The following is a 20,275-nucleotide window of genomic DNA, read 5'->3' as shown; positions in this document are numbered from 1 at the left end:
TCTTCAACAGCCTAGCGAGCGGTTCAGCTCATTTAAACCCACTGTTTAAATGTGTCTTTTCGCCACCACAGCACTGGAACACTTCACCTTGCTGTACGACCAAAATGCAAGTTGCTGTCCGGCCCAAGGCAATGACGCAGGCACAGATAAATCGCGAGGGCACTCAGCACCAACCACATCCCGCCCCACATCATTGTTGTTCCGCCGAACTCCTCGGCCAACATGAACGCATCGGACCGCATCCCAGAACGCCGGATCGTGTCGTCAAAGATGTCGAACGGCACATAGATCACGCTGGTCAACCCGATGACGCGCAGCACAAGGTCGCTGAGCTCGCGGCGTAGATACCAGGCGGTGGCGATCATCGCCGACCCGACGCCGATACAAAACACAAGTGCAAACAGATCGCGGATGTAAAGCACAGCTACCAAACACATGACCCCGCCAAAACCTGCCAGAACGGCACGGTCAGCCCGCGTGCGCAATGCAATGATCAAAAGGCCCATGCCCAGCAAAAGCGAGCCAAGATACCCGGCGGACAGGCTGAGAAACCGGTTGCCACCCCAACCGATCACCAGCCCACCCTGCTGTGGTGAGATCGAAAAGCTTTCGACCGAGCCGCCGGTCAAAATTATCGTCACGGCGTGAGACAGCTCGTGCAGAAAGACGATCAGAATTTTCAGCGGAACCACAGCGGGAGTGTTCCAAAGCAGAAAAACCAATGTGGTGATCGCAATAAGCTGCCAGTGCCCTTTCAACAAATTCAGAAAAGAGCTTTGGCGCTTCACCTTAGCTGTCGCCCTGCGCCTCGGACCGGCTTTTACCTGCCACGTTCAGAGCCAGCGTTGCAGCCATGAAACCGTCCAGATCGCCATCCAGCACGCCCTTGGTGTCCGAAGTCTCATGGTTCGTGCGCAGATCCTTGACCATCTGGTACGGCTGCAACACGTAGGACCGGATCTGGTTGCCCCAACCGGCATCGCCTTTGGCCTCATGCGCGGCGTTGATATCCGCGTTCCGACGGTCCAGTTCCTGTTGATACAGGCGCGATTTCAGGGCCTTCATGGCGATATCGCGGTTCTGGTGTTGCGATTTCTCGGACGAGGTCACCACAATCCCGGTTGGAATGTGCGTTATCCGTACCGCCGAGTCCGTGGTGTTGACGTGCTGACCACCTGCGCCGGATGACCGATACGTGTCGATGCGAATATCCGCCGGGTTCACCTCGATCTCGATATTGTCATCCACCACCGGGTAGACCCAGACCGAACTGAACGAGGTATGGCGCTTCGCCGCCGAGTCAAAAGGCGAAATCCGCACCAGCCGGTGTACACCGCTTTCCGATTTCAGCCAGCCATAAGCGTTGTGGCCCGAGATCTTGTACGCGGCAGATTTGATGCCCGCCTCTTCGCCTGCCGTTTCGGACTGCAGCTCAACCGTATAGCCCTTTTTCTCGGCCCAGCGAACGTACATCCGCGCCAGCATCGAAGCCCAGTCACAACTTTCGGTACCACCTGCGCCCGAGTTGATTTCAAGGAAGGTGTCGTTGCTGTCGGCCTCACCGTCCAGCAATGCTTCAAGCTCTTTCTTGGCGGCTTTGCCCTGTAGCGCCTTGATCGCAGCTTCGGCGTCCTGAACGACCTCTTCATCCTCTTCCATCTCGCCCAGTTCGATCAGCTCGATATTGTCGCTGAGATCGGTCTTGATGGTTTCATAGGTCTCGATGGCGTCAACCAGCATCTGCCGTTCGCGCATCAGCTTCTGCGCGTTTTCAGGGTTGTCCCACAGGTTCGGATCTTCGACACGCGCGTTGAATTCCTCAAGGCGATGCGGCGCGGTTTCATAGTCCATACGCTGCGCCAGCAGCTCCAGCGACTTTTCGATTTCCGCCACGATGTTCTGGGTTTCGGCGCGCATGGTCTTGTCCCAACTTGCTCAATCAGGCTTGCGTGATAGCAAGAGGTGCGAGACACCACAAGACGGGCCGGACGCGAATGCCAAGCACATGCGACGAGTTTCTGGACGAATGGAACCTGCAGCAGTCAGAGCTGGTTGCCGAGACCGGTCAGGCGCAGGTTTGGAAAGTGCTATCGAAACACGGACCCGCCGCATTGAAACTCTATCGCAGACCGGATCGCGGCAACGAAGCACCCGGCAGCGCGCTGTTAAATGCGTGGCGAGACCGAGGTGCGGTTCGTATTTTCAACGAAGAGCGGAGCGCTGTTCTGATGGAATGGCTGGATGGCCCGTCATTAGGTGACATTGCGCGTTCGGGGCGCCCCGATGATGCCACTAGAATCCTTGCCGAAACTGCTGCGCATCTGCATGGAAAGCCCTCCGTCCGGGTTCAGGGGTTGAGACCCCTGGACCAGGTTTTCACCCCGTTGTTTAACTGCGCTTTTGCGCCAAAATGCCCAACCCTTCTGCGCAATGACATGCTGTCCGCCATGGCCATGGGCCGGCAACTGTTGAATACCCAGCCAGCGCCCGTGCCCCTTCACGGGGATCTTCACCCTGACAACATCATCATGACCGATGCAGGCCCACGGGTTTTCGATGCCAAAGGGTATGTCGGAGACCCGGCGTTTGAGTTGGCAAATGCATTACGCCACCCAAAAGGAATGCCAGATTTGGTGCGTGATCCTCAGCAAATCGAAACCTGCCTGTCGCTCTACTCCAAAGCGCTGAAAGTGCCAAAGAAACGGCTGGCCCAATGGGCCGCCGCCAAATGCGCCTTGTCCATTTATTGGCGATCGGACGGTGCAATCGATAACGATCCTGAAGCAGATCTTTTGACTCTGCTTCTGCGTTTTTCTGGTCAGTAAAGCCCGCCAGTGCTCAGGTCGCCCTGCGTGGCTTTGGGCCCGACAGTGACCGTCTGACCTGTCGAGGTCTGAACCTGCACGCCTGCGCGCTGCACTTCCTCAAACAAAGGAAGGTCCGAACCGATGGCAAATCCGCCGTCGTAAACACGGTCGATAAACCCGTCGACGCCGTCACGGAAGAATTCGGCTACAACATAGTCACCGCTGGCATCGTCAGGCAGCCGTGCGCCGCTGAACCGGTCGATCTTGATGAAATGACCGCCTTCCGGCACTTCGAACGGACCGCCGCCGTATTTCTCGACAGCTTTTTCCATGAAGCTTTGGAACACAGGGCCACACATCGTGCCGCCGTAAGCCCCCCGCCCCATCGGACGCGGTCGGTCGTAGCCGATGTAGCATCCCGCCACGATGTTCGAGGTAAATCCGATGAACCACGCATCCTTGGATTCATTGGTGGTTCCGGTCTTGCCCGCTGTCGGAACCGGCAGGTTGACATAACGCGAAGCAGTACCGCGATCCACAACGCCCGTCATCATTGAGGTCAACTGATAGGCCGTGATCGCATCCATCACCTGAGGGCGGTCCGTCACAAGGGTCGGAGATTCATCAGCGGCCATCCATGTGGAATCGCAATCCAGACACTGACGGTCGTCGTGGCGATAGATGGTTTTGCCGAAACGGTCCTGAATGCGGTCGACCAGAGTGGGTTCGACCCGCTGACCGCCATTGGCAAACATCGCATAGGCGGCCACCATCTTGTAAAGCGTCGTCTCTTCGGACCCCAGCGAGTTGGCAAGGAATGCCCCCATACGGTCGTAGACGCCAAAGCGTTCCGCATAGCCTGCAACCACCGGCATCGTGACTTCTTGCGCCAGACGGATGGTCATCAGGTTCCGCGACTGCTCGATCCCGGTGCGCAGCGGCGTCGGTCCGTAGAACTTGTTCGACGAGTTCTTGGGACGCCACAGACCCTGTGGCGTGTTCACCTCAATCGGGGCATCCACAACGATGGTTGCGGGGCTATAGCCACTGTCCAGCGCGGCGGCATAGACGAAGGGTTTGAAAGACGATCCGGGCTGACGCTGCGCCTGTGTGGCGCGATTGAACACGGTGTCCTGATACGAGAACCCGCCCTGCATCGCCAGAACACGCCCCGAGTTCACATCCATCGCAACAAAGCCGCCCTGCACTTCGGGCACCTGTCGGGCGGACCACTGCCCCTCTTCCCCAGCCATGACAAGGATCACGTCACCGCGTTTGAAGTTCGCTGCAAAATCGCCCTGCATCCATTTGATGTCTGAACGTGGGACAACACCATCCGCAGGCCCGTTTTCGATCCCGACCGTGAGTTGCTGGTCCGCGACATTCAAGACGACCGCAGGATACCATCGGGTCGGTAGCACCACATCGCGTGGAATTTCCATGACCGACAACGCTTCGCGCCACTGCGCCTCATCCGCCAACGTTTCTTCCGGGATCACTTCGCCGGTTCCACGCCACCTGCCGCGTGAGCGGTCGTATTTCTGCAACGCCTCGCGCAGAGCTTTGGCAGCTTCGATCTGCATTTCTTCGTCTACAGACGCACGGACCGTAAAGCCGCCGGTAAAGAACTCGCCTTCGCCAAAATCCTCGCTCAACTGGCGGCGGATTTCGTCGGTGAAATAGTCCCGCGGCGGTAAAGCGGTGCGGAAGCTTTCAAAGTCACCGTTCTGAACCGAACGCAGCGGCATTTCGACTTCGACCTCATAGGTCGCCTGATCGATATAGCCGTTCTGGTTCATCTCACGCAGCACATAGTTACGGCGGGCCAGAAGGCGTTCTTTTTGGCGAACCGGGTGGTAATCCGACGGTGCCTTGGGCATTGCGGCCAACATCGCGGCCTCATGCGGAGCAAGTTCCTGCAAGGTCTTGTTGAAATAGGTCTGCGCCGCAGCCGTCACACCGTACGAGTTCTGACCCAGAAAGATCTCGTTCATGTAAAGCTCGAGGATCTGTTCCTTGTCCAAGGTATCCTCAAGCCGGGTGGCGAGGATGATTTCCTTGATCTTGCGTTCAGCCCGGCGGTCACCCGATAGCAGGAAGTTCTTCATCACCTGCTGGGTGATGGTCGAGGCCCCGCGCACGGTTTCGCCCTTGCTGCGCACGGCCTCAACCCCCGCGGCGATGATACCACGCGGGTCATATCCCTGATGGGTGTAAAAGTTCTTGTCTTCCGCCGAGATAAAAGCCTGCTTCACCAGATCAGGAATTTCCTCGGATGGGGTGAACAGACGACGCTCTTGCGCGAATTCGTCGATCAGCTGACCTTCGCCCGAATAGATCCGGCTGATGGTCGGAGGCTTGTACTGTGCCAGTGATTCATGGCTGGGCAGGTCGCGCCCATACATCCAAAACACCGCACCGATTACCAGTGCGGCCATGAAAATACCCAAAGTTACGAGGCTGAAGATAGCCCCGAAAAACGAAAGAATGAACCGGATCACGTTACTGCCTTTTTCTCGCGGTGCCGTCTATATAGTGATGCGCCGCCTGAGGGTCAAAACACCAAGCGTATTCTAGCCGGTTTGCGCCGCAAGGTCACTGGCCAATCAGGGATTTACGGATCACGTCCTGCTGTCGCCAGTCCTCAAGCCCCTGATAAATACCCAGAGCCATTTTCGATCGCCATTCCGGATCCTTGAGGTTTTTCAGGTCTCTGGGACTGGACAAGAACCCAAGCTCGACCAGAACAGAAGGGATATCCGCCGCCTTGAGCACGGAAAAAGACGCCGTGCGCAGCGGTTTGCGGTTCATTGGGCCACCTTGCTGCGCCATGCCGTTGGCAATCGCCGAAGCCAGCGACCGTGTGCGCGGCTTGGTTTCCTGCCGCGCCAGATCCAGCAGAACATCGGCCACCTGATCGTCCGAGCCGCTGAGATCAACACCCGACAGCAAATCCCCCCGGTCGTGTCGCTCGGCCAGTTTTGAACTTGCCACATCCGAGGCATCATCGGACAAAGTATAGACCGCCGCGCCATGAGCCTGCCCCTCGGACAGGGAATCAGCGTGCAGCGAAATGAACAGGTCCGCACCCGCCCGATGGGCCAAGGCAATCCGACGCTCAAGCGACACGAACTGATCCTCAACCCGCGTCAGGACCACCTCGTATCTGCCTGAACGCAAAAGAACTTCCCGCAGCTCACGCGCGAAAGTCAGCATCATCGTCTTCTCATTCACATCGCCGACTTCGGCACCCGGATCAATTCCGCCATGACCCGGATCCAGCATGACACGCAGGGGCCGGTCGGCGCTGCGTGGTTCCGCTTGCGGCAGGTTGGCGGGTTCCGGCAGGTCCCAGCCCGGATTGCGCGGCGCACCTGCGGTTGCGTTGAACGTGTCGAAATCCGTGCCCTTGAGGTTCAGGGACAACACGGCAGCACCCGAATCCTCGGCAACTGACAATTGCGCTGTATCAACCGCCATGGGTGCGCCTAGCTCCAGCACCAGACGTGACCAGCCAGGAACATAAGCTCCGAACTGAACACCGCTTATGCGATCTGATTGCAGGAAGTCCTGCGACTTCAAACCCGTCCAGTCGACCTCGTTAAAGTCCAGAACCATCCGATACGGGTCCTGCAAGGTGAAGATCCGGTACGGCACCCCTTGGCTGAGACCGATATTCACCTGCACCCCAGTACGCCCGACGTCCGTAATGCGGCTTTGGTCTGGCTGGACACGCGCCAGCGCGCTGAAATCCTGCGCCATCGCACCGCTGGCCAGCGCCCATATCAGGGCGATGCAAAAGAAGATCCTGCTCATAGCCTCAAGTTTTCCCGAGATCGTTTGGACGGCAGCCTATACCACAAGCTGCGTTTTGTGAACGGTTCAGGCCTGTTCCCTGATCGCGCCACGCGCGGCCATGAACAGGCGCAAACGCTCAAGACCGTCTTCGATATCCGCCGTGGCCCTTGCGTAAGAGAAACGCAGGGTCGTGTGACCGCGCTGGGGATCGAAGTCGAGACCCGGAGTTACCGCAACGCCCGCCTTTTCAAGAATCTCGGCCGCGAAGGCACGGCTGTCATTGGTCAGGTCAGACACGTCAGCATAAACATAAAACGCACCGTCGGGCGGGGCTATGTTTGTGAACCCGGCCTTGGGCAGACCGTCCAGCATCAACGCGCGGTTACGGCGGTACACGTCCAGATTGGCCTGCAATTCGTCTTCGCAATCCATTGCCGCCAGTGCCGCGACCTGGCTGGCATGGGGCGCGCAAATGAACATGTTCTGGGCAATCCGCTCGACCACGCGCACCTGATCCTCGGGAACGACCATCCATCCGACGCGCCAGCCGGTCATCGAGAAATATTTGGAGAATGAGTTGATCACATAGCACTCATCCGTCAGCTCCAGTGCGGTGACAGCTTTGGCTTCGTATTCCAGCCCGTGATAGATTTCGTCACTTATGAACGACGCCCCTTGCCCCTGCGCTGCGTCAATAAGCGCCCCCATGGCCGCGTGATCCAGCATCGTGCCGGTTGGGTTTGCGGGCGAGGCCACCATCAGCCCCCTCAGGTCCATACCTCGAATGTCATCGGCGACAGGCTGCAACCTGTTTTCAGCGGCAGTGGGCAGATCGACGGGCACCAGACCCAACGCCTTGAGGATCTGGCGGTATGACGGATAACCGGGCGCGCCGATACCCACCCGATCCCCGCTGTCAAAAAGCGCCGTAAACGCAAGCAGAAACCCGCCAGAAGATCCGGGTGTGACCACCACCCTCTCGGGGTTCAGGTCAACATCGTACCATTGCCCGTAAAGCTGCGCGATCCGCTGGCGCAGCGCAGGCAGACCCAAGGACACTGTATAGCCCAAAGGGGTTTCCTCCATGGCACTGGCCAAAGCTTGCGTGGCCCCTTTTGGTGCTCCTGTTCCTGGCTGGCCGACTTCCATGTGGATGATATGGCGTCCGGCCTCTTCCGCTTTGCGCGCGGCCTCCATCACGTCCATCACAATAAACGGATCGACCCCGGACCGGGTTGAGTTTCTCATGCCCATCTCCCATGTTGCAGCCATGGCTTTTGAACGCGTATCCAGGCTGGCGTCAATCCCGGCTCTGATGCTTGCAGCTGTTGTCTGGCTGGCGGCAGTGGCGCAAACCCATGCGCAAAGCCTGATCCGCGATCCCGATATCGAGTATGGGCTGCGTGAACTGGCCTTTCCCGTGTTGCGCGCAGCGGGGTTGAACACAAACCGCGTTCAAATCCTGGTCGTCAACGACAACACGTTCAACGCTTTTGTCATCGACTACAATGCCATCTACGTGAACTACGGTCTGATTCTGAGCGTAGAGAACCCGGAAATGCTGCAGGCTGTCATCGCACATGAAGCCGCTCATATCGCAAATGGTCACCTGGCGCGCCGGGCCGAAAACCTCAAAGCTGCTCAGCGTAATGCGGGCCTTGGCACAGCCTTGGCTCTGCTTGCGGCTGCAGCGGGCGGCGGAGAAGCTGCTATTGGCATCGCCGCCGGCACGCGGGGCGCAGCCCTTCGCAGTTTTCTGGGCCACACCCGCGCCGAAGAAGCTTCGGCGGACCGCAGTGCCGCCAGCTATCTTCGGTGGGCCCAGATTTCACCCAGCGGCATGGTGGAACTGCACAGAAAATTCGCAGGTCAGGAGTTGCTGAGCGTAGCCAATCAGGATCCCTATATGCGGTCGCACCCCACCAGCCGCGAACGCCTGCGCGCAGCCGAAGCTTTTCTGGACGAATTTGGAGACAAGGCCGTTCCGAATCCGACCGCCGACTACTGGTTTGCCCGCGTCAAAGGCAAACTCTCGGCGTTTTTGCGATCACCCAATTGGACCTTGCGGCGCGCCAAGGAAGAGACCGATCGGGACATTCGCCTAATGCGCGAAGCCTCGGCCCATCATCAAAACCGCAACCTCTCCCAAGCCCGTGCCGCAATTGATGAAGCGTTGGCTATCCGTCCGGATGATCCGTTTTATTATGATCTGAAGGGGCAAATTCTGTTGGAAAACAGGCAGGTAAGCGAAGCTGTTGAAGCTTATGCAAATGCCGTTGAAATGGCCCCCAACAATGCCCTGATCCTTGCAGGTTATGGGCGGGCCCTGCTGGCGCAAGGCAAGACTAAACAGGCCCTTACTGCCCTGGAACAAGCGCGTGCGCGCGATTTTCGCAACGCGCGTTTGATGCAGGACCTGGGCGTTGCATATGCAAAAGTGGGCAACAACGGCATGGCATCGACTGTGACAGCCGAGCGGTATGCGCTGCAAGGGCGACTAGAAGATGCCGGAATTCACGCAAAACGCGCCGTGGCGCGACTGCCCGAAGGTTCACCGGGTTGGCAAAGGGCACAAGACGTGCTGATTGCATCCGAACGATTCAAGAGAAACAAAAGGAAACGGAAATGATCCTCAGACATGCTGCACCCGCCCTTCTGGGGCTTTCCATGGCTGCGACCTCGGCGCAGGCGCTGGACCTGAACGCGATGAGCGATGCCGAAAAGGTTGAGTTTGGCGCGCAGGTACGGGAATACCTGCTGGAAAACCCCGAAGTCATTATCGAAGCGATCAACATCCTGGAACAGCGCAACGCCGCAGCCGAAGCGCTGGCTGACAAGGAACTGATCGCGGCCAACGAAGACGAGCTTTTCAACGACGGCTATAGCTGGGTGGGCGGCAACCCGGATGGAGACATCACTCTGGTCGAATTCATGGACTACCGCTGTGGCTATTGCCGCCGTGCCGTACCCGAAGTTGCCAGCCTGTTGGCCGAAGATGGTAATATCCGCCTTGTCATCAAAGAGCTTCCTATTCTGGGTGATGCCTCTGTCTTGTCCTCGCGCTTTGCGGTTGCGACCAAGCAGGTGGCCGGAGACGACGCTTACAAACAGGTCCACGACGCGCTGCTGGAGTTCACCGGCGAGCCAAATGAAATCTCTTTACGCCGCATCTCGGACGGATTGGGCCTGGACAGCGACGCGATCATCGCCGCGATGGACAGCGACAGCGTTACGGATGAAATCACCCGCACCCGAGCGCTGGCGCAACGGATGCAAATCTCGGGTACGCCTTCTTTTGTTCTGGGCACCGAAATGCTGCGTGGCTTCCTGCCTGCCGATCAGATGAAACAGATCGCGGATGGTGTTCGGGCTGAGCGCGGGTAAACGAAGGATGGGGCGGCTTGGCCCGCCCCAATTCCGTTTCCTGTGCGCGTGCGACGTAGAACAAAATTCACGAAGACCCTGCTAGATCTCGAAGCCTCTCACCTTAAGAACTTCGATAACGTCTGATCTATCCGTCTCGTCCAGGTTCGTCTGGATTGCTGGAAAACAACGCGATCTTGTTGCCTTGAGGGTCGCGAAGGTACCCAACATAGAAATGCGCACCGTATGCGTCCCGAAAGCCTGGCTGGCCTTCATCCGCCCCACCGGCGGCAATCGCTGCGGCGTGAAGATCACGAACCTGCTTTTGATTTCGTGCCTCAAACGCAACCATCGTACCATTACCGGCTGAGGCTGGTTGCCCGTCGAACGGGGATTTCACATAAAATTCTGGCAAGGCAACGGACTGGCCTGGCTGGACCGGCAGGGCATAGCTCAAGTCGCCATGATACCTCTCCAGTTCATACCCCAAGGACGGCAGGAAAGCAGAGTAAAACTGCTCGGCGCGTGCGATGTCGTCTACGCCAACGGTGATATAGGCGATCATTCCTTGGCCCCTTTTGCAGACTTGCCATTTAAGTCGCGTAGCAGGTCTCGACCGAGTGTATCTACTCTGCCGCTTCGGCCTGTGCGTCCAGTTCAGCCGCTTTTTTTTCGACCTGCTCCACGATGTGATCAATCATCTGATCGTTGGACATCTTGTGGCTGGCCTTGCCCGCCAGATAGACCATGCCGGACCCTGCCCCGCCGCCGGTAAAGCCAACGTCGGTCATCAAAGCCTCGCCCGGACCGTTCACGACACAGCCGATGATCGAAAGGCTCATCGGCGTCTTGATGTGCTCTAGCCTGTGCTCAAGCTGTTCCACGGTTTTGATCACGTCAAATCCCTGCCGGGCGCAGGACGGGCATGAAATGATGTTCACACCGCGATGGCGAAGACCCAGAGATTTCAGGATTTCAAAGCCAACTTTGACCTCTTCCACCGGGTCTGCGGACAAGCTGACGCGGATCGTGTCGCCGATTCCCATCCACAGCAGGTTGCCCAGACCGATGGCCGATTTGATGGTGCCGCTGACCAGCCCACCAGCCTCGGTGATACCGAGGTGGATAGGCGCGTCTGTGGCCTCGGCAATGCCCTGATAAGCGGCGGCAGACAGGAAGACATCGCTGGCCTTCACGCTGATCTTGAATTCGTGAAAGTCGTTGTCTTGCAGGATACGGATATGTTCCAACCCGCTTTCCACCATCGCCTCGGGGCATGGTTCGCCGTATTTCTCAAGCAGGTGCTTTTCCAAAGACCCCGCGTTCACGCCGATGCGGATCGAACAATTATGGTCGCGCGCAGCTTGGATCACTTCCTTCACACGAGTTTCATCGCCAATGTTGCCGGGATTGATACGAAGGCAAGCCGCCCCTGCCTCGGCTGCTTCGATGCCACGGCGGTAGTGAAAGTGAATATCTGCCACAATCGGCACGGGGCTTTCGCGCACGATTTCTTTCAGCGCTTTGGACGATGCCTCATCCGGGACCGAAACGCGTACAATATCGGCGCCCGCTTCGGCTGCGGCCTGAACCTGCGCCACGGTCGCTGCCACATCGGTGGTCAGCGTGTTGGTCATGGTTTGCACCGCGATAGGCGCGTCGCCGCCAACCGGGACGTTGCCAACCATGATTTGACGGGATTTACGGCGATAGATGTCGCGCCAGGGGCGTACGTGATTGAGGGACATAAGGACGGATCCGCGTCTGCCAGAGTTGCGACTGTAGATAGTTCGGCAACGGGGTCACCGCAATGGCTAGATCACTCGGCGGGCGCTTCTGTCGCCTCGGTCTGCAGTTCAGCCACCAGTTGCTTGAGCGCGCTGTTCTGCTCGGCCTCAAGATCGGCAACGGCATAAGTCTCGGACACGGCATCTTTCGACAGGACGACACCTTTGGCAACCGTACCTGGTGCCCCGGCCGGGCCGTAATGCTCACCGTTCATTGAGAAGTAAACCGACCCAGACGCCCCGGCCCGCAACTGCGGTGGTTCTTCTGTCAGGGGCACCTCAAAAACGCTGCCCTGCTCAACCGTGCCCAAAGTGCCTTCAAAGATGATGCTGCCGTCAGCCGCAGTCACGCGCATCCAAGCCGGGTCCACGGCCACGATCTTTAGCGTTGTGTCGATCTGCTCGACCACCTGTGGCAATGCAGGACGTTCAACTGTGTGTACATCTGCCACTTCGAACTGCGGCAGCTCGGGCGGACGGAACGTTCCGACCTCACGCGGATCAAGCGTTGAAATAGGCGCATCACGCGCCACCAGAACCGGAACGTCCAAAGCCTGCGGACGATAAAGACGGTCGAGTGCTTCGGCGCTTGCCGTCTCGACAGGACCGTCCGAAACTGTGCTGCGCGCTGCATCCAGCGGGTCCAAATCTGACAAAACGACGGGGGCTTGTTCTACCGGGTTGACTTGCACCTGCTGGATTTTGTTCAGAACGGCCCAGCCGCCGTAGCCGATGCCGCCAATGACCGCCAACAAGACCAGCGAAGACCCGATGGCCCGAGGCTCAATCTGGCTGACCAGAGGTTCCTTGCCCGGAATGAAGGGCGTGTTGGGCGAGATGAACGGATCGCGTCCCATCGGACCACGTGCCGGAAGACCACCCGTGGGTTTGCGGACAACCGATGCTTCGGCCGACATGCCGTGCGCGACTTCAAACCCGCTTTCCTGACAGAAGGTCGCAAAAGTCTCATCCGGGTTCATGCCCAGATAACGTGCATAAGAACGCACATACCCGGCTATGAAGCCGGGTGTATCAAATGCATCAGGATCGGCGTTTTCGATTGCGGCGATGTAGTTGGCTTTGATCCGCAGCTCGCGTTGAACATCCAGAAGAGATTTGCCCATCGTTGCGCGTTCACCGCGCATCTTGTCGCCTAAACGAATCTCGTAATCGTCAAACCCTTTTGGCCTGACGTCTACATCTTCTTCGGACTCGCGCTGAGATCTGCGCCCAATCATCCCTGCTGCCCCATTCTGCCTGTCGCGTATTTCGCGTTAGCGGCGAATCATCCCCACAATGATTCGTCTGCCAATTTTGTTAACCTAAGCTTAACACGCGGCAATCACGTTGCACACTTTGGCGTGAGGTTAACCGGCAAGTTCGGCGCGATTTAGCGCACAATGTGACCAAAGTTCGTCCATCGCCTGCACCAAACGGTTCATTTCGTCGGGTCCATGCACCGGAGACGGGGTAAACCGAAGCCTTTCGGTGCCGCGCGGGACAGTCGGGAAATTGATGGGCTGCACGTAAATGCCATAATCATCCAGCAACATATCGCTGAGCTTTTTGGTGTGCACAGGGTTACCAACGATCACGGGCACAATGTGGCTGCCATGATCAATCAAAGGCAGACCCATACCTTTCAGTCGCAGCTTGAGGATCTTGGCCTGGGTCTGATGCTGGTCACGCAGCTCTTGCGCGGTTTTCAGATGCGCGACCGAAGCGGCGGCGCCCGCAGCGACAGCAGGCGGCAACGAAGTGGTGAAAATGAAACCCGGCGCGTAAGAGCGCACAGCGTCACACATCTTGGCGCTGGCGGCGATATAGCCCCCCATAACGCCATATGCTTTGGCGAGCGTGCCATTGATAATGTCGATCCGATGGGCCAGACGGTCCCGCTCGGTCACGCCGCCACCACGCGGGCCGTACATCCCAACCGCGTGAACTTCGTCGATATAGGTCAGAGCGCCGAATTCATCTGCCAGATCGCAGATTTCTTCAATCGGACCAAAATCGCCGTCCATCGAATAGACCGACTCAAACGCAATCAGCTTAGGCGCGGCAGGATCGTCTGCTTCAAGCAACTCACGCAGATGCGCCAAGTCGTTGTGCCGGAAGATCCGCTTGGCGCCACCATTGCGGCGCACACCTTCAATCATCGATGCATGATTCAGCGCGTCGGAATAAATGATCAGACCAGGAAACAGCTTGGGCAGAGTGCTGAGCGTTGCGTCATTGGCAATATAAGCGCTTGTGAACAGCAGCGCGGCTTCTTTGCCGTGCAGATCGGCCAGCTCGGCCTCAAGCCTTTTATGGTAGACCGTGGTGCCAGAGATGTTGCGCGTCCCGCCAGATCCTGCACCTGCGGCGTCCACAGCCTCGTGCATGGCATTCAGAACAACAGGGTGCTGGCCCATGCCCAAGTAATCATTGCCGCACCATACGGTGATGTTCTGCTGCGACCCATCCGGACGCGTGCGTACCGCATGAGGGAAATGTCCGTTGCGACGTTCGATGTCGATGAAGGTCCGGTAGCGTCCTTCGTCGTGCAGCCTTGCGATCGCTGAATCGAGCTGAGCAGTATAGTCCAACGGACCCTCCTTGAGCGCCCAAATTGGTTTCCCTTGGGCTAATAGTCTGCCGCCTTAAACAGTGTAACCTGCTTCAGCGGCTTTGCGTTCCTTAGTTTAGCTGGTTACAGCCGAACAGGTGAACCCAACTTTGATTTGCATCAAATAAAAGGTTGCGCCCCCTACGACAAGTAAAGTTACGGCCATCGAACGCGTGGAAACGACGCAGGCGCCGTCAAGTCAGTGTGCTGAGTAGACTTTAACTTTTCGACACAACCGCTCTGGACGGCGCCGTTGACGCTGCTAGGGTTCGCCCAAACTAGAAAAGCAGGAGCCCCCTATGTCGCTAGACACCGTGCTGAACCGGATTGACGATGATCTGCAAACGTCGATCGACCGTCTGATGGAATTGCTGCGAATCCAGTCCATTTCAACCGATCCCGCATTCAAGGACGAGGTAAGCCGCGCCGCAGATTGGCTAGTCGATGACCTCCGCAGTATCGGGATTGCTGCTGAAAAGCGGGAAACTCCCGGCCACCCTATGGTTGTCGGTCATGTGGGAGAGGACACAGACGCCCCGCATATTCTGTTCTACGGTCACTACGATGTTCAGCCAGTCGACCCTTTGAACCTCTGGACCCGCGATCCTTTCGATCCCGCGATTGAAGAAACAGCACATGGTCCGGTGATCCGCGGGCGCGGCGCATCTGACGACAAAGGACAATTGATGACCTTTGTCGAAGCCTGCCGGGCCTGGAAGGCCGTCCATGGGTCCATGCCCTGTCGCATCACCTTTTTCTTCGAAGGCGAGGAAGAATCCGGCTCGCCCTCTCTGGTTCCTTTCCTCAAGGAAAATGCGGCCGAGCTTAAAGCAGATTTGGCACTTGTTTGCGACACCTCGATGGTGTCACGCGGCGTTCCCTCGATTGCCGCCCAATTGCGCGGCATGCTGAAGGACGAGTTCACAATCATAGGTCCCCGGATCGATCTGCATTCCGGCCACTATGGTGGCCCCGGCCTGAACCCGCTGCGGGAATTGTCCAAGATCGTCTCTTCGTTCTACGATGACGAAACCGGGCGCGTCGCGATCGAAGGGTTTTATGAGGGCGTGCACGAAGTACCCGAAGACCAGCTTCGCCAGTGGCAAAACTGCGGTTTCGACGAAGCAGATTATCTGAACTCGGTCGGTTATACCCAACCGCATGGTGAAAAGGGGTATTCGACACTTGAACAGCAATGGGCACGTCCAACACTAGAGGTGAACGGCCTATGGGGCGGCTATAATGGCGCTGGTTCGAAAACCGTGATCCCGTCGGAAGCCCATTGTAAAATTACCTGCCGCCTTGTGGGCGATATGAACCCCGATGCGTTGCGCAGGAAGATCCGCAAACACGTCGAGGAACGCCTGTCTCCAGATGCTAAAGTCGTTTGGGATAATGACTCCGAAGGCTCTCCTGCTTCCGTCATGAACATCAACCGACCGGAATTCGAAGCCGCGCGCGCAGCCCTTTCCGATGAATGGGAGCGCGAGGCTGTGTTTACAGGCATGGGCGGGTCCATCCCGGTCGTCGGGTATTTCAACACCGTGCTGGGGCTCGATTCGATGCTGGTTGGCTATGCAAACGAAGATGATGCCATCCATTCTCCGAATGAGAAATATGACGTCAAAAGTTTCCATAAGGGCATCCGCTCGTGGGCCCGAATTCTGGATGCTTTGAACAAGTAGTTTTTTGCGAGGCTCTGCCTCGCGCTCCGAGGTATTTTGGGCCAGATGAAGTACGGATCCCCTGCTTCATCTGGCTATAAATACCTCGGGGGAGTCGCGGCTTGCCGCGGCGGGGGCAGCGCCCCCTTCCCTTACATGTGGATCACGCGATCATAAGCGTCCAGAACGCTTTCGTGCATCATCTCTGACAAGGTTGGATGTGGGAAGACCGTGTTCATGAGGTCTTCTTCAGTGGTCTCCAACTGGCAACCCACAACGTATCCCTGAATCAGTTCGGTGACTTCTGCGCCGATCATGTGCGCACCCAGAAGTTCTCCGGTCTTTGCGTCAAAGACGGTTTTGATCAACCCCTCCGGCTCACCCAACGCTATCGCCTTGCCGTTGCCGATGAAGGGGAAGCGACCAACTTTGATGTCATAGCCCAGCTCTTTGGCTTTGGCTTCCGTGTAGCCCACGGACGCGACCTGAGGCTGGCAGTAGGTACATCCTGCAATGCTCTCGGGTTTAACCGGGTGCGCATGTTGGCCCGCGATCAGGTCGGCAACCATTACACCTTCGTGGCTGGCCTTGTGCGCCAACCAGGGCGCGCCGGCGATGTCACCGATTGCATACAGGCCTTCGACACCGGTACGGCAGAATTCATCCGTCACCACATGTGTGCGGTCGATCTTGACCCCCAGAGCTTCAAGCCCAAGGTTTTCGACATTGCCGACAATGCCAACAGCCGAGATCACGGTGTCGAATTCGTGTTTCTCGACCTTGCCCTTGACCTCGATATGGGCCGTTACCTTGCCCTTGGCCCGGTCCAGCTGCTTGACCATAGCTTTTTCCATGATGGTCATGCCTTGCTTGGTGAATGCCTTTTTAGCAAAGGCGCTGATCTCGGCATCTTCCACCGGCAGCACCCGGTCCATCACCTCGACCACGGTCGTGTCTGCGCCCAGCGTGTTGTAGAAGCTGGCGAATTCGATGCCGATTGCGCCAGACCCAATGACCAGCAGCTTCTTTGGCATCCGTGGCGGTTGCAGCGCATGTTTGTAGGTCCAGACCAGATCGCCGTCTGCCTCAAGCCCCGGCAACTCCCGTGCCCGCGCGCCGGTGGCCAGAATGATGTTCTTGGCTGTGAGTTCTTCGGTACCTTTTTCGGTTTTGACACTGACCTTGCCCTTGGCAGGGATCGTGGCTTCGCCCATCACCACGGCAACCTTGTTCTTCTTCAACAGGTGGCCAATCCCACCCGACAGTTGCCCGGCCACACCCCGTGACCTTTTAACCACCGCATCCAGATCGTAGCCAATCTTGTCGGCCTTCAAACCAAAATCCTTGGCGCGTTCCATCAGGTGAAACACCTCGGACGAGCGCAACAAGGCTTTGGTCGGAATGCAGCCCCAGTTCAGGCAAATACCACCCAGATGTTCGCGTTCGACAACAACGGTTTTCAGACCCAGCTGAGCTGCGCGGATTGCAGCGACATAGCCGCCGGGGCCAGCCCCGATTACGATCAGATCATAAGATTGTGCAGCCATGTGTCCCTCTCGGCGCAGGTGTTGAGAAATTAGTTTACCATTAAACTACTTTCCGAAACACATCAACAGGCCGCCCCCGCGACAAAAGCGACGCAGGGTAAGCAATGCCTGAATGTGCGGGATTCAGCCTATACCCAAGCTCTCTCTGTGGCTAGAACAGAACCGCCGACACCGTTCGAGCAATTCTTAACAAATGACATTCAAGAGGCTGATCATGGCAAAAACCCTTAAAGACCTGCTGCTTGCTCTGCTCAACGCCACATTGATCCTTGTGGCGCTGTGTCTGTTTCTGGGCTGGCAACTTGCGTCCAAGGTCGAGAGCATCACAGCAGAGTTTTCCCAAACCGTGCAAGCTGTTGCCCCTATCCGGGATGAAGTGAATGGCACGAGAACAGAGCTTGCGGCATTGCGTGCAGACCTGGCCGATTTGTCGCTGGAAAATCCTGGGGCGAATAGTGCAGCCGCGCAAGAGCTCCGGTCAGCCTTGGCCCGCCTGAACAGTTTGGAACAAAAGTTACAGGCAGCGCAGGAACGGTTGAGCAGCCTGTCGGACGAACCTCAGGTTCTGATTGCTCAAACCATCGAAAAGGGTGCCGACATCGTGTCTCAGCGCGTACTGGATTTCAAAGGGTGCGAGCCAGGTTCATGAGGCTGCGCCGCGCAAAATACTGCGCGGCCTGCCAACACGTCGGGTGCCGTCAAACGGTCGCTTGAAGCTCGCGCACGGTGGTGCCGTAACCACCCATGTCGACATATGCGACCTCGTGGGGGGTCGAATTACGCGACAGCGCTTCGTTTCGATACGGGAACCGGCCAAACTTGCGGATCACTTCGCGATGCGCCCGCGCATGCAGCAGATTGCTTGTGTCGCGGCTCAGGTTTTCGCAAATCAACCTCACACAGCGCTCCTGATCGCACAGGTTTTCTGAATGCATCAAGGGCAGGTAAAAGAACTGCCGCGCCGGTTCGTCGATCTTTTTGTCCCAGCCTTTGTCGACCGCGCATTTCGCCGCCGCCAAAGCCGCCCGGTCTGTCGCGAAAGCACGCGCCTGACCCCGGAACATGTTACGTGGAAACTGGTCCGTCAAAATAATGTAAGCCAGTGCGCCGCTGGGATATGTCAGCCAGAGCGAAAACTTGCCCTCTACCGCTGCCTCCCAAGTTGACAGGAAACGATCGCGGATTTCTGCATCCAGCGCCTCATCCTGTATGTACCAGCCTTTCGGACCAACTTTATCTAACCAAAAACTCAATACCTCTTCAGGCGTTGCCATTGCCTTAAACTCCGTCTTATGCCCGCAAAAGGGACGTAAGGTCATTTAAGGCCGTTTTACAGAACTGTTACAGTAACATATTGCAACATATTCGACATAAATTCGTGTCTTAAGCGGTTTCCTGCGCGCTTTCTTCTGCTTCTGCTTCGGCTGCTTCGATCGCAACCTCTTGCGCAACTTCGAATGCGACTGGTGACGCTGTTGGATACAATGTCGCCATTGTGCCGGTTTCGTCCACGGGAACCGAGGCGCGCTGCGTCATCCGATATGCGGAATACACCGCAAGGAAGAACAGCAGCACAGCAATGATCAGGAAAAAGCCGGGCGGGCCGAACACGGCATCGTCCATCAGCCAACCGGTGATCAATGGACCTGCGACGGCACCTAAGCCGTTGATGAACACAAGGCCACCGGACGCGGCGGCCATATCTTCGTGTTCCAGAAAGTCGTTGGTATGTGCGATCAACAATGAATACAACGGGTTGGACATACCGCCGATCAAAAAAGCCGAGACCAACAGGATTTCGAAAGTCACCCCGTAGAGCATTCCTGCGAGGGCCGCGACCGCCCCTACCGTTGCGACCAGAAAGATCAGAACACGCCGGTCCATGCGATCCGAAAACCACCCCAGCGGATATTGAAGCACAACCGCACCAACGTAGAAGGCAGCTACAAAGGTTGAGATTTCAACAAGGCTCAGCCCCGCCTGCGCCCCGTACACCGCGGACATACCGAACTGAGCAGAGAAAACCCCTCCCAAAAGGAACAAGCCGATACAGCCCAGCGGCGATTTTTGCATCAATTCGCGTAGGGTCATGGGCTTGGTGGTGTCAAAGGCCGGTGTTGGTGAAATGGACAGCAAAATTGGCGCAAAAGACACAGATACCAGGATCGAAGCGATGACAAAGGTCTCATATCCCGCCGGATCACCGACCAGGAACAGGGCTTGCGCACCAATGATCCCTGACATCTGAACAATCATATACAGGGACAATGCCTGCCCCCGGTTCTCGTTATTGGCCGCGTTGTTCAGCCAGCTTTCTGCGGTGACATACACGCCCGAGAAACAGAAGCCAATCACCACCCGCCCCAAAACCCAAGCGATTGGGTCCGTGAGCATCGGGTACATAATCATGACGGCCGAAATGAAAGACGCCAGCGCCGCAAAAACCCGTACATGACCCACGCGTCGGATCATTTCAGGTGCAAGACGAGAGCCACCGAGGAAACCGACAAAATAGGCTGACATCACAAATGACATCTGCAGCGTCGAGAACCCTTCGATTTCGCCCCGGACACCCAGAAGCGTGCCTTGAAGGCCGTTTCCGACCATCAGCAACCCCATGCCGAGCAGCAACGCCCATGCGCTGGAAAGAACCTGAATCATTGGGGTCTCCGACTGATGCCAACCTAAAGTGCGAGCT

17 protein-coding genes are annotated in these 20,275 nt (G+C 57.3%); 5 read left to right on the top strand and 12 right to left on the bottom strand.

The window, feature by feature from the left end; translation table 11 throughout:
* Positions 1–83: 83 nt before the first annotated feature.
* Together GS646_RS06295 and prfB are read right to left on the bottom strand one after the other, a co-directional pair.
* Positions 84–788 carry a M50 family metallopeptidase gene (locus GS646_RS06295; RefSeq protein WP_371732055.1) on the bottom strand — a complete coding sequence of 235 codons (705 nt, stop codon included), beginning with the start codon at positions 786–788 and terminating at the stop codon, positions 84–86.
* 1 nt (position 789) lies between these two features.
* The gene (gene prfB / locus GS646_RS06290; protein WP_171090621.1) at positions 790–1,917 is read right to left on the bottom strand and encodes a peptide chain release factor 2; all 1,128 of its coding nucleotides are present in this window, start codon (positions 1,915–1,917) and stop codon (positions 790–792) included.
* A 77-nt stretch (positions 1,918–1,994) separates the two neighbouring features.
* Between prfB and GS646_RS06285 the strand changes: the two genes are divergently transcribed.
* Positions 1,995–2,825, top strand: a complete 831-nt coding sequence (locus GS646_RS06285; RefSeq protein ID WP_171647635.1) for an aminoglycoside phosphotransferase family protein — start codon at positions 1,995–1,997, stop codon at positions 2,823–2,825.
* On the opposite strand, the gene GS646_RS06280 is transcribed toward GS646_RS06285, so the two are convergent.
* From GS646_RS06280 to GS646_RS06270, 3 genes are all read right to left on the bottom strand, one after another.
* Positions 2,819–5,308, bottom strand: coding sequence for a PBP1A family penicillin-binding protein (locus GS646_RS06280; protein ID WP_171647637.1), 2,490 nt, complete (start codon positions 5,306–5,308; stop codon positions 2,819–2,821). The two genes, GS646_RS06285 and GS646_RS06280, sit on opposite strands and share 7 nt — an antisense overlap.
* A 94-nt stretch (positions 5,309–5,402) precedes the next feature.
* The gene (locus GS646_RS06275) at positions 5,403–6,623 is read right to left on the bottom strand and encodes an N-acetylmuramoyl-L-alanine amidase (RefSeq protein WP_171185769.1); all 1,221 of its coding nucleotides are present in this window, start codon (positions 6,621–6,623) and stop codon (positions 5,403–5,405) included.
* A gap of 66 nt (positions 6,624–6,689) precedes the next feature.
* The gene (locus GS646_RS06270; RefSeq protein WP_171647639.1) at positions 6,690–7,853 is read right to left on the bottom strand and encodes a pyridoxal phosphate-dependent aminotransferase; all 1,164 of its coding nucleotides are present in this window, start codon (positions 7,851–7,853) and stop codon (positions 6,690–6,692) included.
* Between GS646_RS06270 and GS646_RS06265 the strand changes: the two genes are divergently transcribed.
* The gene (locus GS646_RS06265; protein WP_171647641.1) at positions 7,852–9,234 is read left to right on the top strand and encodes a M48 family metalloprotease; all 1,383 of its coding nucleotides are present in this window, start codon (positions 7,852–7,854) and stop codon (positions 9,232–9,234) included. The genes GS646_RS06270 and GS646_RS06265 overlap by 2 nt on opposite strands.
* A complete protein-coding gene (locus GS646_RS06260; RefSeq protein ID WP_171647643.1) occupies positions 9,231–9,989 on the top strand; it encodes a DsbA family protein in 759 nt (252 codons plus the stop codon). The genes GS646_RS06265 and GS646_RS06260 overlap by 4 nt, the downstream gene beginning before the upstream one ends.
* A gap of 127 nt (positions 9,990–10,116) precedes the next feature.
* Here the strand turns inward: GS646_RS06260 and GS646_RS06255 are convergent, their stop codons facing one another.
* The 4 genes from GS646_RS06255 to hemA all read right to left on the bottom strand — a co-directional run bounded on the left by GS646_RS06255 (position 10,117) and on the right by hemA (position 14,346).
* Positions 10,117–10,533 carry a VOC family protein gene (locus tag GS646_RS06255; RefSeq protein WP_171185776.1) on the bottom strand — a complete coding sequence of 139 codons (417 nt, stop codon included), beginning with the start codon at positions 10,531–10,533 and terminating at the stop codon, positions 10,117–10,119.
* Between the two features lie 61 nt (positions 10,534–10,594).
* Complete coding sequence (gene ispG, locus GS646_RS06250; protein WP_171090637.1) at positions 10,595–11,716, bottom strand: flavodoxin-dependent (E)-4-hydroxy-3-methylbut-2-enyl-diphosphate synthase; 1,122 nt, start codon at positions 11,714–11,716, stop codon at positions 10,595–10,597.
* Between the two features lie 71 nt (positions 11,717–11,787).
* Positions 11,788–12,993, bottom strand: coding sequence for a helix-turn-helix domain-containing protein (locus tag GS646_RS06245; protein ID WP_171185779.1), 1,206 nt, complete (start codon positions 12,991–12,993; stop codon positions 11,788–11,790).
* 129 nt (positions 12,994–13,122) lie between these two features.
* Positions 13,123–14,346, bottom strand: a complete 1,224-nt coding sequence (gene hemA / locus GS646_RS06240) for a 5-aminolevulinate synthase (protein ID WP_171185781.1) — start codon at positions 14,344–14,346, stop codon at positions 13,123–13,125.
* A gap of 319 nt (positions 14,347–14,665) precedes the next feature.
* On the opposite strand from hemA, the gene GS646_RS06235 reads away from it, so the two are divergent.
* Positions 14,666–16,051, top strand: a complete 1,386-nt coding sequence (locus GS646_RS06235) for a M20/M25/M40 family metallo-hydrolase (RefSeq protein ID WP_171185783.1) — start codon at positions 14,666–14,668, stop codon at positions 16,049–16,051.
* A gap of 131 nt (positions 16,052–16,182) precedes the next feature.
* On the opposite strand, the gene lpdA is transcribed toward GS646_RS06235, so the two are convergent.
* Positions 16,183–17,577, bottom strand: coding sequence for a dihydrolipoyl dehydrogenase (lpdA, locus tag GS646_RS06230; protein WP_171647645.1), 1,395 nt, complete (start codon positions 17,575–17,577; stop codon positions 16,183–16,185).
* A gap of 214 nt (positions 17,578–17,791) precedes the next feature.
* Here lpdA and GS646_RS06225 point away from each other — a divergent pair, with 214 nt between their 5' ends.
* The gene (locus GS646_RS06225; RefSeq protein WP_171185786.1) at positions 17,792–18,226 is read left to right on the top strand and encodes a hypothetical protein; all 435 of its coding nucleotides are present in this window, start codon (positions 17,792–17,794) and stop codon (positions 18,224–18,226) included.
* Between the two features lie 49 nt (positions 18,227–18,275).
* On the opposite strand, the gene GS646_RS06220 is transcribed toward GS646_RS06225, so the two are convergent.
* The gene (locus tag GS646_RS06220; protein ID WP_171090649.1) at positions 18,276–18,851 is read right to left on the bottom strand and encodes a DUF924 family protein; all 576 of its coding nucleotides are present in this window, start codon (positions 18,849–18,851) and stop codon (positions 18,276–18,278) included.
* Between the two features lie 109 nt (positions 18,852–18,960).
* Entirely contained in the window at positions 18,961–20,238 is a 1,278-nt protein-coding gene (locus GS646_RS06215) for an MFS transporter (RefSeq protein ID WP_171090650.1), read from the bottom strand.
* Positions 20,239–20,275: the final 37 nt, after the last annotated feature.

The sequence above is a fragment of the Ruegeria sp. HKCCD4315 genome (genome assembly GCF_013112245.1).
In the GTDB taxonomy this organism is placed as follows: Bacteria; Pseudomonadota; Alphaproteobacteria; order Rhodobacterales; family Rhodobacteraceae; genus Ruegeria.
Note: the sequence above shows the minus strand (reverse complement) of the source record. Positions and strands in the feature narration are given on the sequence as shown.

Coding starts and splice junctions, on each gene's coding strand:
- lpdA (WP_171647645.1), bottom strand. CDS start 17,577: ATGGCTGCACAATCTTATGATCTGATCGTAATCGGGGCTGGCCCCGGC.
- GS646_RS06215 (WP_171090650.1), bottom strand. CDS start 20,238: ATGATTCAGGTTCTTTCCAGCGCATGGGCGTTGCTGCTCGGCATGGGG.
- GS646_RS06235 (WP_171185783.1), top strand. CDS start 14,666: ATGTCGCTAGACACCGTGCTGAACCGGATTGACGATGATCTGCAAACG.
- GS646_RS06245 (WP_171185779.1), bottom strand. CDS start 12,993: ATGATTGGGCGCAGATCTCAGCGCGAGTCCGAAGAAGATGTAGACGTC.
- GS646_RS06225 (WP_171185786.1), top strand. CDS start 17,792: ATGGCAAAAACCCTTAAAGACCTGCTGCTTGCTCTGCTCAACGCCACA.
- GS646_RS06255 (WP_171185776.1), bottom strand. CDS start 10,533: ATGATCGCCTATATCACCGTTGGCGTAGACGACATCGCACGCGCCGAG.
- GS646_RS06265 (WP_171647641.1), top strand. CDS start 7,852: ATGCCCATCTCCCATGTTGCAGCCATGGCTTTTGAACGCGTATCCAGG.
- GS646_RS06285 (WP_171647635.1), top strand. CDS start 1,995: ATGCCAAGCACATGCGACGAGTTTCTGGACGAATGGAACCTGCAGCAG.
- GS646_RS06220 (WP_171090649.1), bottom strand. CDS start 18,851: ATGGCAACGCCTGAAGAGGTATTGAGTTTTTGGTTAGATAAAGTTGGT.
- GS646_RS06270 (WP_171647639.1), bottom strand. CDS start 7,853: ATGAGAAACTCAACCCGGTCCGGGGTCGATCCGTTTATTGTGATGGAC.
- ispG (WP_171090637.1), bottom strand. CDS start 11,716: ATGTCCCTCAATCACGTACGCCCCTGGCGCGACATCTATCGCCGTAAA.
- GS646_RS06260 (WP_171647643.1), top strand. CDS start 9,231: ATGATCCTCAGACATGCTGCACCCGCCCTTCTGGGGCTTTCCATGGCT.
- prfB (WP_171090621.1), bottom strand. CDS start 1,917: ATGCGCGCCGAAACCCAGAACATCGTGGCGGAAATCGAAAAGTCGCTG.
- GS646_RS06275 (WP_171185769.1), bottom strand. CDS start 6,623: ATGAGCAGGATCTTCTTTTGCATCGCCCTGATATGGGCGCTGGCCAGC.